At 62.9% G+C, this 15,323-nt stretch carries 14 protein-coding genes; 9 read left to right on the forward strand and 5 right to left on the reverse strand.

Annotation, left to right across the window (positions count from 1 at the left end):
• The first annotated feature begins 2 nt into the window (after nt 1–2).
• The 3 genes from BLW62_RS14105 (at nt 3) to BLW62_RS14115 (ending at nt 5,087) form a co-directional block, all read left to right on the forward strand.
• Nucleotides 3–1,928, forward strand: coding sequence for an ATPase, T2SS/T4P/T4SS family (locus BLW62_RS14105; protein ID WP_090507871.1), 1,926 nt, complete (start codon nt 3–5; stop codon nt 1,926–1,928).
• A gap of 3 nt (nt 1,929–1,931) precedes the next feature.
• On the forward strand, nt 1,932–3,653 hold the full coding sequence (locus BLW62_RS14110) for a secretion system protein (RefSeq protein ID WP_090507695.1): 1,722 nt from the start codon (nt 1,932–1,934) through the stop codon (nt 3,651–3,653).
• Nucleotides 3,654–3,728: 75 nt separating this feature from the next.
• Nucleotides 3,729–5,087: a DUF7125 family protein gene (locus BLW62_RS14115; protein WP_090507696.1), complete on the forward strand. Its 1,359-nt coding sequence runs from the start codon at nt 3,729–3,731 to the stop codon at nt 5,085–5,087.
• Between the two features lie 53 nt (nt 5,088–5,140).
• Here BLW62_RS14115 and BLW62_RS14120 read toward each other — a convergent pair whose 3' ends face one another.
• Together BLW62_RS14120 and BLW62_RS14125 are read right to left on the reverse strand one after the other, a co-directional pair.
• Nucleotides 5,141–5,836 carry a MinD/ParA family ATP-binding protein gene (locus BLW62_RS14120; protein WP_090507697.1) on the reverse strand — a complete coding sequence of 232 codons (696 nt, stop codon included), beginning with the start codon at nt 5,834–5,836 and terminating at the stop codon, nt 5,141–5,143.
• The gene (locus BLW62_RS14125) at nt 5,833–6,204 is read right to left on the reverse strand and encodes a DUF7857 domain-containing protein (protein ID WP_090507698.1); all 372 of its coding nucleotides are present in this window, start codon (nt 6,202–6,204) and stop codon (nt 5,833–5,835) included. The genes BLW62_RS14120 and BLW62_RS14125 overlap by 4 nt, the downstream gene beginning before the upstream one ends.
• Before the next feature lie 184 nt (nt 6,205–6,388).
• Between BLW62_RS14125 and BLW62_RS14130 the strand changes: the two genes are divergently transcribed.
• Together BLW62_RS14130 and BLW62_RS14135 are read left to right on the forward strand one after the other, a co-directional pair.
• A complete protein-coding gene (locus BLW62_RS14130; protein ID WP_090507699.1) occupies nt 6,389–7,402 on the forward strand; it encodes a type II glyceraldehyde-3-phosphate dehydrogenase in 1,014 nt (337 codons plus the stop codon).
• A gap of 119 nt (nt 7,403–7,521) precedes the next feature.
• Nucleotides 7,522–7,923: an Hsp20/alpha crystallin family protein gene (locus BLW62_RS14135; RefSeq protein WP_076583746.1), complete on the forward strand. Its 402-nt coding sequence runs from the start codon at nt 7,522–7,524 to the stop codon at nt 7,921–7,923.
• Nucleotides 7,924–8,022: 99 nt separating this feature from the next.
• On the opposite strand, the gene BLW62_RS14140 is transcribed toward BLW62_RS14135, so the two are convergent.
• Nucleotides 8,023–8,898, reverse strand: a complete 876-nt coding sequence (locus BLW62_RS14140) for an ATP-grasp domain-containing protein (protein WP_090507700.1) — start codon at nt 8,896–8,898, stop codon at nt 8,023–8,025.
• Between the two features lie 147 nt (nt 8,899–9,045).
• Here BLW62_RS14140 and BLW62_RS14145 point away from each other — a divergent pair, with 147 nt between their 5' ends.
• Nucleotides 9,046–9,891 (forward strand): bile acid:sodium symporter family protein, encoded by an 846-nt coding sequence (locus BLW62_RS14145; protein ID WP_090507701.1) that lies wholly within the window; start codon nt 9,046–9,048, stop codon nt 9,889–9,891.
• Between the two features lie 145 nt (nt 9,892–10,036).
• On the opposite strand, the gene BLW62_RS14150 is transcribed toward BLW62_RS14145, so the two are convergent.
• Nucleotides 10,037–10,567, reverse strand: coding sequence for a 50S ribosomal protein L16 (locus BLW62_RS14150; protein ID WP_090507702.1), 531 nt, complete (start codon nt 10,565–10,567; stop codon nt 10,037–10,039).
• A 193-nt stretch (nt 10,568–10,760) separates the two neighbouring features.
• Between BLW62_RS14150 and BLW62_RS14155 the strand changes: the two genes are divergently transcribed.
• From BLW62_RS14155 to BLW62_RS14165, 3 genes are all read left to right on the forward strand, one after another.
• Complete coding sequence (locus BLW62_RS14155) at nt 10,761–11,942, forward strand: CBS domain-containing protein (RefSeq protein WP_090507703.1); 1,182 nt, start codon at nt 10,761–10,763, stop codon at nt 11,940–11,942.
• Between the two features lie 180 nt (nt 11,943–12,122).
• Nucleotides 12,123–13,208 carry an ABC transporter ATP-binding protein gene (locus BLW62_RS14160; protein ID WP_090507704.1) on the forward strand — a complete coding sequence of 362 codons (1,086 nt, stop codon included), beginning with the start codon at nt 12,123–12,125 and terminating at the stop codon, nt 13,206–13,208.
• The gene (locus BLW62_RS14165) at nt 13,208–14,008 is read left to right on the forward strand and encodes an ABC transporter permease (RefSeq protein WP_090507705.1); all 801 of its coding nucleotides are present in this window, start codon (nt 13,208–13,210) and stop codon (nt 14,006–14,008) included. Before BLW62_RS14160 ends, BLW62_RS14165 begins: the two co-directional genes overlap by 1 nt.
• A gap of 95 nt (nt 14,009–14,103) precedes the next feature.
• On the opposite strand, the gene BLW62_RS14170 is transcribed toward BLW62_RS14165, so the two are convergent.
• Nucleotides 14,104–15,120 (reverse strand): NADP-dependent oxidoreductase, encoded by a 1,017-nt coding sequence (locus BLW62_RS14170; protein WP_090507706.1) that lies wholly within the window; start codon nt 15,118–15,120, stop codon nt 14,104–14,106.
• Nucleotides 15,121–15,323: the final 203 nt, after the last annotated feature.

Raw genomic sequence — 15,323 nt, forward strand, 5'->3', positions numbered from 1 at the left:
GCATGTCTCAGGATGGTGTCACGAACGCACTCAGGTCCGTTTTCGCCGACCTCGAGTGGCCCTCACTGTTCGACGACGGCGAGACGGGGGCTGCGTGTACGTGTCGACTCACGTTCGAAGACGACCGGTTGCTCATCGACGCAGACGGGTGTGACGGCGACCTCGCGAGTTCCCCGGCGTGTCGACACGCCGCCGTCGAAGCCCTCTCAGACCGTGACGTCTCGGGAATCCGCACCCGTTCGAGCGGGATCGAACGCCGCTACGACCAGCGAGGCGTGGACCTCCTCGGTGCAGCAGGCCGCTTCCTCGAGTTGCTCGGAGACCGAGACGAACGTCTCGCTGAAGCCGTTACGCGCGACCCGCTCTCGGTGACGCCGGACGTCGCCGACCAAATTGGCCCCGTCGGCGACGTCGCACTCGAGTCGGGCCTTCTCGAAGCAGTCCGTGCCGTCGATAGCTACGAATCGGCGCTCTACTCGGCCACTGGCCTCACCATCGGTCACTACTTCCTCGATCATCGACTGGGCGACGACGGGCGCCTCGAGGACGCCCGGACGCTCGAGACCGGCAGCGAAGCCCGCATCTACGTGCGACCGGATAGCGTTCCGCTGTACGTCCTCGACGTCGTCGATCAGACGCTCTCAGAGGCGGAGCGAGGGCACCTCCTCGCAGGCTACGAAGCCATCGCAGAGGGCTACGTTGAGGGTGATCGGGCGGCCTCCCGTGCGATCGAGTACGCGACGGACGAGCCGGCAGATCCGGTACTGGCTCGCGTCCTCGCCAAGCACACGAGTGGATACGGCATTCTCGAGGATTTATTCGCCGACGAACGGGTGACGGACGTCTACGTGACCTCGCCCGTGTCGAAGAACCCGATTCGCGTCGTCGTCGACGGCGAGTCCATGACGACGAACGTCCACTTGACATCGGATGGCGCTGGTGCGCTGGCCTCTCGCGTGCGCCGAACCAGCGGGCGCGCGTTCTCGAGAGCGAACCCGACGGTCGATGCGGTCGCTACGCTCGAAAACGGCACGGGCATTCGCGTCGCAGGTGTGACCGAACCGGTCGCGTCGGGAGTCGGGTTCGCGTTTCGCGAGGAAGCTGGGGATCGCTTCACGCTCCCCGCGCTCGTCGCGAATGGAACCATGCCAGCGGCTGTCGCCGGCTTTCTCTCGGTCGCCATCGAGCGAAACGCCGCCGCGTTGATCGCCGGCACTCGAGGCTCTGGGAAGACGACGCTGCTCGGAACGCTGTTGTACGAACTGACGCCCGATACGCGAACCGTGTTGATCGAGGATACGCCGGAGTTGCCGGTCGAGTCGCTCCAGTCGGTCGACCGAGACGTTCAGGCGCTCCGAACCGGCTCGGACGACGGTCCGGAACTCTCCCCGGGCGAAGCGCTCAAGACGGCTCTCAGGCTGGGCGATGGTGCGCTCGTAGTCGGTGAAATTCGCGGGGACGAGGCGCACGTCCTCTACGAGGCGATGCGCGTCGGTGCGAACGCGAACGCCGTGCTCGGAACGATCCACGGTGATGGTGGCGACGACGTCTACGAACGCGTCGTCTCCGACCTCGACGTCGAACCCTCGTCGTTCGGTGCGACGGATCTCGTCGTGACGGTCCAAGCCCACGAGACGGAGACCGGACGGAGCCGCCGTGTTGCGACGGTCGAGGAGGTCATCGCCAACGGCGAGGAAATCTGGTTCGAGTCGCTGTACGAACTCGAGGGCGAACGGGCCGTCTCGACCGGTCGGATCGATCGCGGTGAGAGCCGACTCGTCGATCACCTGGCTGGACCGACCGAGGCGTACGCGTCGGTTCGTCGGGAAATTGCCGACCGAACCGAGGAAATTTCGGCTCTCGTTTCCGACGGACGGACCACTCCGCGTGACGTCGCAGCGGCGTACGCCGATCGGAGGCTCGAGTGACCGATGTCGTCGCTCGACACACTCGTGGTGCACCTTTCCGCGCTCTACCCCTACGAGGTCGATGCGGGCGAGGAACTCGCCGAGTCACTTTCGTTTATCGAGTCGCCCCACGACGCCGAGACGATCGTTCGGGCGGGGTACGGCGGCGGAATTCTCGGTGCGGTGATTCCACTCCCGCTACTGTTGACGGAGACGCCACTCTCGTTCGTCTTGTTCTTCGTGTTGGTGACTCCGCTTGCAGCAATTCACTCGATTCACTCGCTGCCACACCTGCAGGCGGCGTTTCGCCGAACGGAGGCTCTCGGCGACACGCCGAATCTCGTCGGTCGCGCCGTGTTACGCATGCAAGTCCAGCCGGCCCTCGAGAGCGCCGTTCGGTTCGCGGCCGATACTGGCCGCGGTCCGCTCGCGGCAAGTCTCAACGGCCACATCGACCGATCGATGGGGACCGCACAGACCGGGCTCCTCTCGTTCGCCGAGGAGTGGGCGACGTGGTTTCCCGCATTGCGACGCTCTGCACACCTGCTCGCGACGGCCCAGGACGCTCCTGATGGGGAACGAATTCGGACGCTCGACCGGGCACTGTCGGCCGTCCTGACCGGCACGCGAAATCAGATGGCGGACTTCACGGCAGCGATTCGCGGGCCGACGACGGCACTGTTCGCGTTCGGCATCATGGTTCCACTCGCACTGATCGCGCTCGTGCCTGCCGTTCCGATGGTCGGCATTCCGGTCAACATCTGGATCTTCGTCCTGTTGTACAACGTCGTTCTCCCGGCGTGTCTCGTCGCTGCGAGCCTCTGGTTGCTCACCCGTCGCCCGGTCGCCTTTCCGCCACCGAACGTCAGCCACGACCATCCCGACGTTCCCGACCGGCTCTGGATTCGCGGCTTATGGGGCGTACTCGCAACGGGAGTTGGCTATGCGATCACGGCTTCGTTCGGACCGCCCCATCTGGCACCGGTCATCGGTGTCGGCCTCGGTCTGGGGACGGCTCTCTTCGCGATATTCACGCCCATTCTCGCGGTTCGAAACGACGTCCGGGCCGTCGAAGCACACCTCACCGACGCCCTCTACATCGTCGGTCGACAGGTCGCCGAGGGCGAGTCCGTCGAGTCAGCCATCGAACTCGCCGCCGAGCGGGTCCCAGCCGAAACTGGCGCGGTCTTCGAACACGCGGCCGGGGTTCAGCGTCGCCTCCACGCAAGCGTCGAAGCGGCTTTCCTCGGCGAATACGGCGCGCTGAAAGCCGTACCGAGCCCTCGAGCCCACGGGACTGCTGCGTTGCTCGCAATCGCCGCCGAGGAAGGTAAACCGGCGGGAAGAGCCATCGTTTCGATGGCTGACCATCTCGAGGAACTCGACGAGGTCGAAGCCAAGACCAAACGGAGCCTCAAACAGGTGACGGAGACCCTCGACAACACGGCGGCGTACTTCGGGCCGCTCGTCGCCGGCGCAACGGTCGCGATGGCCGAGATGATTGCCGACGAGAACGTGATGGACACGACGGATCTCGACGCCGCTGCGTTCCCCGCCGAATCGCTCGCGATCGTCGTCGGTGTCTACCTGATCGCGCTCTGCGTGATCCTCCTCCCGCTTTCGATCGCGCTCCGATACGGGATGGACCGCGCGCTCTTTGGCTATCACGTCGGCCGGGCGCTCATCGCGTCGATGATCATCTACGGCCTCTCCGTCTCGGTTCTCGAGTCCGTGCTGGTGTTTTGATCATCGTCGCTAACGCCGTCTCGCTGTCAGTTCCAACGGCCGCGGGTTCAAAAAGGAAGCCGCACCAGACACCCTATGATCGCCATCGCCGGTGCGAAAGGTGGATGTGGAAAGACAGTAACGACACTCGGACTCACGGAGGCGTTCGCTCGAGAAGGCACGCCAGCTATCGCGATCGACGCTGACAGACAGCTCCCGAACGTACACGTTGCAGGCGGTGTCGACCGCGAACCGACACTCGCAATGATCTCGACTGACACTGGAAGTAGCGACCGAACAGGTGACGCTGACGGCGTCGATCTTCGATCGATCGCGCAGGTGAGTCCGCGAACCACGAGCGCCGGCATCGTTCCGGCTCCGGCCCCCACCGACTCACTCGACCTCGAGTCCGTACTGGGGAGTCTCGAGAGCGAAACCGGTCAGCTACTCGTGGACTGTCCGTCCGGTGCGGGGCCGGACGTGGTGGAACCGCTCTCGGCTGCCGACGGCGTCGTCGTCGTCACGACTGACGGGGATCGAAGTCTGAAGGCTGCCAAAACGACGGTCGCGATGGCTCGTCGACTCGGCGTGCGCGTCCTCGGCGTCGTGGTGAACAGGTGCTCGAGCGTTCCACCGGCGATCGAGTCGTGGGTCGACGTACCGGTCCTCGGTGTGGTTCCGGAGGCGAAGTCGCCGCTGACGGACGAGGCGACGACGAGTGCCTACGCGGACGTCGTCGAAACGCTGCGGACGCGACACGTGACCGATCAAACGGCGGTTGCGTACGACGACGACCGATTGTCGACGGGGATTGTGCCACTCGACCGCCATCTCGGCGGTGGCCTCGCTCCGGGGTCCGTCCTCGCGGTGACGGCCGAGCCTGCCAGCCAGTCCGAACACCTGGTCTACGAGGCCACGGCTCCTCGCGGAACGCTGTATCTGACGACCGACCGATCGGCCGACAACGTCCGGCGGGCCCTCGAGACGACCACCGTCGACACTGGAACCCCAACGATCCGCCGCGTCACTGGCGACGACCGACTCGAGGATGCGACGGCCTTCATCGAGAAGTTACCAACGGGTGCGACCCTCGTCGTCGACGTGATGGGCCCACTGGAACGCCACGATCGAGAAGCGTACGTCTCGTTCTTGAACGATCTGAAGGATCGACTGGTCGAAACCGAGAGTATCGCGTTGTTGCACTGTCTCGAGGGCGCTGTCAGTCCCGAGCACAGAACCGCGACGATTCACGCGGCCGACGCAGTCGTCGCCGTCGAGTCGGCACCATCGGTCCGCGAGTCGGCGAGCGGACGCGAACTCACGATTCGGAAGTGTCGGCACGAACGAGTGAGTTCTGCGCCGATCGACCTCGAGGGAACGGACGCTCGCGCGAATCTCCACGAATCGACGTCAGCGTCGACGACCACTCGGGACGCGGAGACTCCGGATCAGTAATGTGCCAAAGACGTACTCGCCAGAGAGGCCGAACCGATACGCGAGACGGCTGTTTACAGGACGCCGACGCGACCCGAGAGGCGCTTTTCACAGCGTTCGATCGCTCGCGCGAGCGATTCGAAGCCGGCGGTTCCCTCACTGGTAGGGTGCCAGTCACGTACTGGTCGCCACTGGGCCATCGCCTCGTCGATCGCCGCTCGTTCCTCGATTACCGTCGTTTTCGCCCCGAACCTTCGTTCGACTCGAGTCGCGAGTTCGTCGTCTGGCGTTCTGACGCGATTGAGAACGACCGCCGCAATTGGGGTCTCGAGGTCGCGCGCGAGTGCTCGCGTTCTGAGCGCATCGACGAGTGCGGATTCGGTCGGCGTCGTGACGAGGACCGCGGCGTGTACACTGTGTAACTGGGTTCCGACGTCGCGTGCCAGCCCCGCCGGGCAATCGACGACGACGCGGCCACATGATCGCTCGAGTCGCCCGAATACGTCCTCGAGCGCAGCGAGGTTCGCCGCGCGAGCACCGGCGAGCGTTCGCCCACAGGGCAGGACGCGAACCGAGCCAAACGAGTCGACGGCCTCGAGCGGGGTTGCCCGCCCCGCGAGCACGTCGTGGAGGTCGGGGCCGTGCCCGCGAGGGAGGTCCGCCGTCGAGAGGTCGGCGTCGACGACGACGGCGTCGAGTTCTCGAGCGAGGTTCAACGAGACGGTCGATTTGCCGACGCCACCTTTCCCGCCGGTGACGGCGACGATCATGGCGCCGGTGGCAACACGTCGGTCGGTGGCGCCCACCCCTCGAGTGTGGCGAGCGTTTCCGCTGGTGTCGCACTTTCGTTGCCGGAACGTCGACACCGACGTTCGTCGCAGCGTTCGAGTGGTGGCTCCGTCGGCTGGGCTGGACTTGCGAATCCGATTCCTCGAGTGCGTCCCGGTTTGATCGTTCCGTTCCACGTCTTCCCGTCCCACTCGGGTGTGGTGATGCCGTCGCGTCGTGGCGGCCAGACCGGTCCCTCGAGTCGACTCTCGAGACGGACCGTCTGGGGCGTCGTCTGCGTGTTTCGAACGAGCGCCGTCACGAACGTGACGCCATCTCGGCGCGTCACGTCGTAGTCGAGTGTGACCATGCCGATGGTTTCCGGCGGCTTTTCCTAAAAAGTCACACACGAACGAGCGGACGATCACTGGTTTTCATCGACGACGGTACGTCCCGAAATACTCACGATAGCCGACGTAAAACTCTCTTCTGAGTAACAATCGATCGCGAAGCCTCGAAACGGTTATCCCGTTCGGTAGTGCAGTTTCGGGCATATGATTCAGGTCGCCATCAACGGCTACGGCACGATCGGCAAACGCGTCGCGGACGCCGTTCGAGCACAACCAGACATGGACGTTCTCGGCGTTGCCAAGACGCGACCCAACTTCGAGGCCGAGACGGCACTCGAGAAGGACTTCGACCTCTACGCAGCCATCGAAGAACGCGCCGACCAGTTCGCCGAAGCCGGACTCGAGATCGCGGGCCCCGTCGAGGACCTCGTCGACGCAGCCGATATCGTCGTCGACGCTACGCCCTCCGGAATCGGTGCCGAGAACAAGGCCCTCTACGAGGAGTACGACACGCCCGCACTCTACCAGGGTGGCGAGGACGCCGACCTCGTCGACACGAGTTTCAACGCACGATCGAACTTCGCGGACGCCGTCGGTGCCGACCACGTCCGCGTCGTCTCTTGTAACACGACCGGCCTCTCCCGTGTGATCGCGCCCCTTCGCGAAGCCTACGGTGTCGAGAAGGTCCGGGCGACGCTCGTCCGCCGCGGTGGCGATCCCGGACAGACCGATCGCGGCCCGATCAACGACATTCTGCCGAATCCGGTGACGATCCCCTCCCATCACGGTCCCGACGTGGAGACCATCTTCGATGACCTCGACATCGACACGCTCGGGATGAAAGTCCCCGCGACGCTGATGCACATGCACAGCCTCAACGTCACCCTCGAGGCCGAGGTCGACGCTGCAGACGTTCGCGAACTGCTGGCCGAGGAGTCGCGTCTGTTCTTGATCCCCGAGACGATGGCCATCGACGGCAGCGGGAAACTCAAGGAGTACGCGATGGACGTCGGTCGCCCGCGCGCCGACATCTGGGAGAACTGCATCTGGGAGGAATCCATCTCGACCGTCGGGCGCGACCTCTACCTCTTCCAAGGGATCCACCAGGAGAGCGACGTCGTCCCCGAGAACGTCGACGCGATCCGTGCGGTCCTTGGCGAAGCCGACGCCGAAGAGAGCATCGAGTTGACCAACGAAACGATGGGTGTCGGGCTGTAATCGACGGCTTTCCGATCTCTACTCGAGAGTTTCGCCGCCGTTACGGTCGGTGATTTCGTTCACCCCGAACAACTAGTGACGACAGAAAGTTTTTGCCTCGCGGTCTACTATCTCCTCGTATGCGCCGAGACGACCGCGACGAACCCTTCGATGATCTGTTTCGCGAGATCGAGCGGATGATGAACGAGATGATGAACGGTGCAGATGGGAACGTCGATTTCGCCTCCTCGGGTGACGTCGACAACGGCTTCGGCATGGACACGCACGTCGACATCCACGAAACCGACGAGGAGATCCGCGTCATCGCAGACCTTCCCGGCGTCGAGAAACACAACATCGACCTCGAGTGTGATGGCAAGTCACTGACCATCTCCGCCTCGAGCGACCACCGTGAGTACGACGAACGCGTCTCGCTCCCACAGCGCGTCAACGAACACTCCGCCGCCGCGACCTACAACAACGGCGTCCTCGAGGTCGTCTTCGATCTCGCAGAACAGTCGTCCGGAATCAGTCTCGAATAACGACGCTCGCGGTCGCGTGTCGCCGTTTTTGTCGACTCGTTCGCTCACGCACACTTCGTCTCACAGCACAGTCGCCGCCTCCGGTTCGATCGTTCTCGTTCAGTTCCGATCGGCAGCGTTTCGAATCGCCGCTGCGAGTCGATCGTAGAAGTCCGGTTCGTACTTCGTCTCCTCGTCGATCGTCGGCCGCGCGTTCGTCTCGTTGACCACCAGTTTCTCGCCCGTCTCGAGCAAATCGACCCCGAGGAAGGGAATCTCGAGTTCCCTCGCGACGGATTCGGCGAGGTCTCGCCAGACGTGGGGCAGGTCGACGCCGGTAGCCACTGCACCGCGGTGGACGTTGTGCTTCCACTGGCCCTCCGAAACGGCGTCCTCAGGGAGTCGCCGTTCGACGGCACCCACGTACTCGCCCTCGAGGACCATCACCCGATAGTCGGTCGCGTCGGGGAGGTACTCCTGAACGAGGAAGGACCGATCACCCGTCGCGCGGTAATCGTGGACCAGCGAGAGGTAATCACAGATGCCAAGAAACGAATCGAGGTCGTGAGCTTTCGCGACGCCGACGCCTCGCGTCGTCGAGTTCGGTTTGACGACGACCGGTGGCTCGAACCGTTCGAACGCGTCGGTTAGTTCCTCCGCTCCGACCTCGTTCGAGACGTAGACCGACTTCGGCACCGGCAGATCGGCTCGCTCGAGGCGCGCGAGCACCTCGGCTTTGTTCCGCGAGGTGAGGACCGTTTCGTGATCGTTGAGCCACGGCACCTCGAGCAAGGCGTCTGCGACTCCCCCTTCCATCAGTCGACCGGGGTAGACGAAGCCGACGTCGTACTCCTCGCCCGACCACGGCGCGTTCTCTCCCAGCGAAACGACGCGTTCACTCGCGGGCACGTGGTGAACTTGTATTCCCCGTTCGGCCAACGGCTCGCGCATCCGTTGGAATGTCTCCTGATCGTTGGCGACCGCGAGATCGATCATACTCGAGTGTGGGGTGGAGACGGGTAAAAAGGTGCCTCGAAGGAGCCTCGAAGGTACCTCGAAGGTGGTGAGGAGTACAGTGTCGCCGTCGAGTAACGAATGACATATACTGATCGTTTACATACATTCGACTATCGTGGGAGACGAATGGTAGCGGTCCCCGTCGATGCGATTGTGGATGTCGCGACGACCGTTTTCGTTCTGTCGACGATGCTCGCGATGGGGTTCGAACTCGCGCCCGCTCAGTTAGTGAACGCGCTCAGGAAGCGACGGCTTCTGGCGAAGTCGCTGTTGGTAAATCTCGCCCTCGTCCCACTGGCTGCGTACGCTATCGTTTGGATCATCCCGATGAGTACGGGACATGCGATCGGTATCCTGCTAATAGCCATGGCACCGGGCGCTCCCTTCGGGCCGAAGATCGCGGAGATCTCCGAGAGTGATATCGCGTTTGCAAGCGGGCTCATGGCCGTGTTAGGAATACTCTCCGTCGTCTCGGTTCCGATAACGGCCGCGCTGCTCATCCCCGGCGACGCCGCAGCCGACCCCGTCGGGATCGCTCAGTTAGTTATCGCCGTCCAACTCGTTCCGCTGGTCGTCGGACTCGCCATCGACATCCGGTACGAATCCGTTTCCGGCCGCCTGTATCCACCGACTCAGCGACTTTCTGATTATTCGTTCGCTTTCTTGCTCGTCTTGTTGGTGGTCGTCTACATCGACGACATGCTCAGTCTCGTCGGCACCGGGACGCTATTGGCCTCGAGTCTGATCGTCGTCGTCGCACTCCTGGCCGGGTACGTCCTCGGCGGACCGACTCGCGATACACGTGAAGTGCTGGCGACGACGACCGCCGCTCGAAATGCGGCACTCGCGTTGTTCATCGCGACGACGAGCTTTTCGGACCCGAACGTCCTCACGATGGTTCTCGCCTTCTCCTTTATCGGCGTCCTCGTTCCCGTGTTCGTCGCTGGCGCGTGGCGACGCCGTCCTCGATAGCCGCTTTCGTCCCGAGGGACCAACCGGTATAGAATTCGATAGGTAGACAGACGATCAGCGCAGACGGTCGTCACTGAGCGTCGAAAGATACCTGATCGCACGACGAGTGTGCGAACAGTGTACAAATCGTGTCGGTTGCGCGATATTACGCGATGAGTTGCTCTTCGCCCTTCTCGACGACGACGCGACACGGCGGCGAGATCTTGTTGTAGGCGCGTCGGAGCGCGTCCTTGGCGAACTCGGCGTCGTCGACGTCACACCAGATCGTGAAGATACGTTCGCCGGCGTCGATTCGTGCTGCGGTGCCGACGATCTTCCCGAAGGACTGGCGCATCCCGTCGGAAACACGGTCTGCACCCGCACCCGTCGCCTGCTTGTTCTCACGGATGACGTGGTGGGGGAACTTTCGGAGAATCATCTTGTAGTTGTGCTCTCCGGCGTTTTTCAGCATGTGACGGTTAGCCGAGAGACGCGAGGCCTCGAGGCTGCCGTGGCGAATCTGGACTTCTTCCTCGGTGACGAGGCTGATCTGGACCGGATATTCTTCCGGGTCGGCACGGACGTCGCCCATCTTGTGCTGTGCGATCTTCGAACCAGGGATCCCAGTAATGTACTCCCGGCGGGTGTACGCCGGCTTACTGATTTCCCGATACATTGAGGCGGGTTTGTCGGACATGGTTGTGATTACTTACGAAAACGCAGGCCTACCGTGCGGATAAAGGCTTCGAACCACGCTCTGGGTATGTCGGGCGGTCTCGTACTGACGTTCTCCCCTCGAGTACGTCTTCGGTCGACCAGCCTGCGTAACTACTCACAGCAAACGGCGTTCTGGCGGCGCGTTTAAGGCCTTTCCGGAGGTACCATGGGGCATGATGAAGAGCTTCCGGATCGGCTCGCTGTTCGGGATCCCGATCAGGTTGGATCTGACGTTCTTACTGGTGTTGCCGCTGTTCGCCTACCTCATCGGTGCCCAGATCGACCCAGTGGTTGAACTTCTCAACTTGAGCATGGGTGCTGGTATCGACAGCGATGCCTTGACCGCCGAGTGGTGGCTGCCGTACGTCGTCGGCCTCGCTGCGGCGATCGGCCTGTTCGCCGGCGTCGTCTTACACGAACTCGGCCACTCGCTGACGGCCCAACGGTACGGTTTTCCGATCGACTCGATTACGCTCTGGCTGTTCGGTGGCATCGCCGCGCTCTCGGAGATGCCAGAAGACTGGCGAAAGGAGTTCACCATCGCCATCGCCGGACCGATCGTCTCCGTGCTTGTCGGCATCGGTTCCTACGTTCTCTTTATCCTCACGCCGGAAACGTTCGACAGCACGCGATTCGTTCTCGGCTATCTGGCCGTGTTGAACGTCGCGTTAGCCATTTTCAACATGATCCCGGCGTTTCCGATGGACGGCGGTCGCATCCTCCGGGCGTTACTCGCTCGCAGCCAACCCTACGCGAAGGCGACCCAGCAGGCGGCGTCCATCGGGAAGATGTTCGCGATTTTCATGGGGCTGTTCGGACTGCTCCAATTCAACATCATCCTCATCGGCGTCGCCTTCTTCGTCTACATCGCCGCCTCGAGTGAAGCCCAACAGGTGACGATGAAGGCTGCCTTCCAGGACGTGACCGTTGGCGACATCATGACGCCAGTTCGGGACCTGCACACGGTCGAACCGCAGACGTCGGTGGCGACGTTGATCCAGCGAATGTTCACCGAACGTCACACGGGCTATCCGGTCATCGACACGAACGGGTTCGACTCCGGCCGACTCGTGGGTCTCGTTACGCTGTCGGACGCCCGCGAGATCAAACCGGTCGAACGCGACGCCTACACGGTCGAGGAAGTGATGACGAGCGATCTCAAGACGATTTCTCCCGACTCCGACGCGATGACGGCGATCGACCAGATGCGCGAGGACAACATCGGCCGCCTACTCGTCGTCGAAAACGGCGACCTCGTCGGTCTCATCTCGAGGTCTGACGTGATGACGGCCTTCGATATCGTCCAGAAGAGCGGTTCGGTCAACCCGGCGGGCCAGCCGTGGATGGCAGACTGACTCGTTACGGTGACGTTCGTCCCGTCTGCTGGCTCGAGTGACCTGAATCAGATACGACACAACGACAGCAAATCGACCCTTCACGGTAGATTCCCGCTCACAGTCGGGCGTGGGTACCGTTTTCAAGCGTGAGTACCGCTTTCAACATTCTTAACCGCGGCCGGGGCTGATACTGCGCCGATGCCACCGGCAATCGAGACCGCCGATCTCGTGAAGGAATACGGCGATCTGCGGGCTCTACAGGAACTGTCGTTGACCGTCGAGGAGGGGGAATTCTTCGGGCTGCTCGGACCGAACGGCGCCGGGAAGACGACGTTCATCAACACGCTGGTCGGGTTGGTTCGAAAGACCGGCGGCGAGGCGCGCGTCTTCGGCTACGACGTCGAAACCGAGTACCAGCAGGCTCGAGACGCGATCGGAGTGGCTCCCCAGGAGTTCAACGTCGACCGATTCTTCCCCATCAAGGAGGTCCTCCAGCACAAAGCCGGCTACCACGGGATTCCCGAGGAGGAGGCCGCCGAGCGAGCCGACGAGGTGCTCAAACGCGTGGGGATCTACGACAAGCGAAACGAGCGCTTCGACTGGCTTTCGGGCGGGATGAAACGCCGCCTGCTGCTCGCTCGCGCGCTCGTCACCGATCCCGACCTCCTGATCCTGGACGAACCGACGGCCGGTGTCGACGTCCAGTTGCGCCACGACCTCTGGGATCTCGTCACCGAACTCAACGAAGAGGGAACGACCATCCTCTTGACGACCCACTACATCGAGGAAGCCGAACGCCTCTGTGACCGCGTCGCGATCATGAACGAGGGCCGGAAGGTAACCGTCGCGACGCCGGACGACCTGAAAACGCGCGGAACGGATACGATCTCGGTTCGTCTCGAGTCCTCTATCACCTCGTCCGCGGCGGCCGATCTCGAGTCCGAACTCGCGGCCTACGCACACGGCGTCGAGCCCTCCCCAGCCGGTGACGGTCTCGACGTTCGCGTCGACGACGGCGGTTCGAGCGCGCCGCGACTCTTGAACGATCTCGAGGCGCGAGGGTACGAAATCGCCGATCTCGAGATCTCGCGAACGTCGCTCGAGGAGATTTTCGTCGACCTGACCCGAAGCGAGGATCGGACCGTCACGCGCTCGTCGGCGTCGGACGCCGAAGACGCCGTAGACGATGTGGACAACGAAAACGACGAAACCGAAGCGATGGAAGCGGACACAGGGGATGAAACCGCAGAACCGAGCGAGCCAGAGCAAGGAGGTGTCGTCTGATGTTTTCCGTCGGCTTTCGCGCGCTCTTCAAGCGAGAACTGTTGCGGTTCATCCGTCGCCCGAAGAACACGTTCATGCCGCCGGCGATCACGAACGTGCTCTACTTCGCCGTCTTCGGGCTCATTCTGGGCGGTCGAATCGAGGAACCGGTCGATGGAATCGGCTACATCCTCTTTCTCGTCCCCGGACTCGTCGTGTTGGGAACGATCTCGAACTCGTTCGAGAACGCCTCGTTCTCCATCTTCCACGGTCGGTGGAACGAGTACATCCACGAGACGCTCACCTCGCCGCTTTCCTACGCCGAGATGGTCGTCGCCTACGTCGGCGCGAGCGCCGTTCGCGGCCTGATCGTCGGCGTCATCGTCGCCGTCATCGGCCGGGTGTTCGTCCCCATCTCGATCGAACACGGGCTCTTTCTCGTGGTCACGATGATGGTCATCGCCGCCCTCTTCGCCGGATTCGGAATCATCGGCGGCCTCGTGGCACGCGATTTCGACGATCTGACGGTGATGAACCAGTTCATCTTGCGCCCGCTCGTGTTCTTCGGTGCGGTCTTCTACTCACTCGAGATGTTCGATTACGCCTGGCAGGTGTACCTCTCGCTGTTGAATCCGATGGTGTACATGGTCGATAGCGTTCGATACGGACTGATTGGGCACTCGGACATGCACTCCGTCGCGCCGGCCGCCTACGCGGAGTTCGCGCCGTACGCGTCGCTCGCCGTGTTGAGCACCCTCACCGCCGTCGTCATCGCGCTCGACGTCTACCTGTTCAAAATCGGATACGGACTGACGGACTGACGGATTGATGGACTGACTGTCTGACAGACTGACGGATTAACCAACTGACGAACCGATAAATTCGAACCGGCGAATCCGGGCCGCCGTTGTCCGCGTTATCGCTCGTACTCGGCTACCTGCACCACTTGCTTCCCGATATTCTCACCCTCGAACAGGCCGAGGAACGCGTCCGGAGCGTTCTCGAAGCCCTCGACGACGTTCTCGCGGTAGCGCACGTCGTCGTTCTGGATGAACGTCGAGAGTCGCCCGAGCGCTTCGCCCCAACGGGGCTGATAGTCGCTGACGAGCAGTCCCTCGACCGTCGCTCGCGTTTCGATGAGTTTCGTGAGCTTTCGCGGGCCGGTCGGCACCGACGTCTCGTTGTAGAGGGCGATCTGCCCGCAGACGGCAACGCGAGCGTCGAGATTCAGTCGAGGCCAGACGGCGTCCGTAATCGGGCCGCCAACGTTGTCGAAGTAGACGTCGACGCCGTTCGGACAGGCCTCGTCGATCGCACCGGAGAGATCGTTGGTTTCCTTGTAGTTGATCGCCGCGTCGAAGCCGAGATCCTCTGTGAGCCAGTCGACTTTCGCCTCGCTGCCGGCCGTGCCGACGACGCGTGCGCCCGAGAGTTTGGCGAGTTGGCCGACGACGGAGCCGACGGCACCCGCCGCGGCGGAGACGACGACGGTGTCGCCGGGGATCGGATCACAGACGTCGTTGAGCCCCCAGTACGCCGTGACGCCGGGCATGCCGAGGACGCCGAGGGCCGTCGAAATCGGTCCGTGGTCCGGATTCACCGGCTGGAGTTCGTCCGCGCTCGCAACGGCGTGTTCGGCCCAGTAGAGGTCCCCCGTGACCACGTCGCCTTCCTCGAAGGCGCTAGCGTTCGACTCGAGGACTTCGCCGACGACGTTCGCCTTCATGGGGTCGCCGACATCCCACGGCTCGGCGTAGGACTCCGCATCGCGCATCCGACCGCGCATATAGGGGTCGACGGACTGGTAGAGCGTCCGCACGAGCACTTCGTTCGCGTCGGGTTCGGGTCGGTCGACGGTGACGAGTTCGAAGTTTTCGTGCGTCGGCTCTCCGACGGGACGACTCGCGAGCTGCCACTGTCTGGTTTCTGCCATACGCCGGTGAAAGGCGGGCTAGTAAGTGACTATTTGGGTCCCGGAACCAGTTAGTGACGGTAATTTCCGACCGTCGATGCAGGCTGCTCGATCAATTCTTCCCTCTCTCACCAACCGTCTGGCCAGTTCGACGCCCAGGTGCGCCTCGTGGCCACCAACTGGTCGGACGGGTCGACGCCCCGTCGCGTCTCGTGGCCGTCGCA

This window comes from Natronorubrum sediminis, assembly GCF_900108095.1.
In the GTDB taxonomy this organism is placed as follows: Archaea; Halobacteriota; Halobacteria; order Halobacteriales; family Natrialbaceae; genus Natronorubrum; species Natronorubrum sediminis.

Excerpts from the sequence above, each read along its gene's own strand:
- BLW62_RS14145 (WP_090507701.1), top strand. The coding sequence starts at position 9,046 with ATGGTAGCGGTCCCCGTCGATGCGATTGTGGATGTCGCGACGACCGTT.
- BLW62_RS14125 (WP_090507698.1), bottom strand. The coding sequence starts at position 6,204 with ATGGTCACACTCGACTACGACGTGACGCGCCGAGATGGCGTCACGTTC.
- BLW62_RS14170 (WP_090507706.1), bottom strand. The coding sequence starts at position 15,120 with ATGGCAGAAACCAGACAGTGGCAGCTCGCGAGTCGTCCCGTCGGAGAG.
- BLW62_RS14155 (WP_090507703.1), top strand. The coding sequence starts at position 10,761 with ATGATGAAGAGCTTCCGGATCGGCTCGCTGTTCGGGATCCCGATCAGG.
- BLW62_RS14110 (WP_090507695.1), top strand. The coding sequence starts at position 1,932 with ATGTCGTCGCTCGACACACTCGTGGTGCACCTTTCCGCGCTCTACCCC.
- BLW62_RS14160 (WP_090507704.1), top strand. The coding sequence starts at position 12,123 with ATGCCACCGGCAATCGAGACCGCCGATCTCGTGAAGGAATACGGCGAT.
- BLW62_RS14165 (WP_090507705.1), top strand. The coding sequence starts at position 13,208 with ATGTTTTCCGTCGGCTTTCGCGCGCTCTTCAAGCGAGAACTGTTGCGG.
- BLW62_RS14115 (WP_090507696.1), top strand. The coding sequence starts at position 3,729 with ATGATCGCCATCGCCGGTGCGAAAGGTGGATGTGGAAAGACAGTAACG.
- BLW62_RS14130 (WP_090507699.1), top strand. The coding sequence starts at position 6,389 with ATGATTCAGGTCGCCATCAACGGCTACGGCACGATCGGCAAACGCGTC.
- BLW62_RS14135 (WP_076583746.1), top strand. The coding sequence starts at position 7,522 with ATGCGCCGAGACGACCGCGACGAACCCTTCGATGATCTGTTTCGCGAG.
- BLW62_RS14140 (WP_090507700.1), bottom strand. The coding sequence starts at position 8,898 with ATGATCGATCTCGCGGTCGCCAACGATCAGGAGACATTCCAACGGATG.
- BLW62_RS14120 (WP_090507697.1), bottom strand. The coding sequence starts at position 5,836 with ATGATCGTCGCCGTCACCGGCGGGAAAGGTGGCGTCGGCAAATCGACC.
- BLW62_RS14150 (WP_090507702.1), bottom strand. The coding sequence starts at position 10,567 with ATGTCCGACAAACCCGCCTCAATGTATCGGGAAATCAGTAAGCCGGCG.
- BLW62_RS14105 (WP_090507871.1), top strand. The coding sequence starts at position 3 with ATGTCTCAGGATGGTGTCACGAACGCACTCAGGTCCGTTTTCGCCGAC.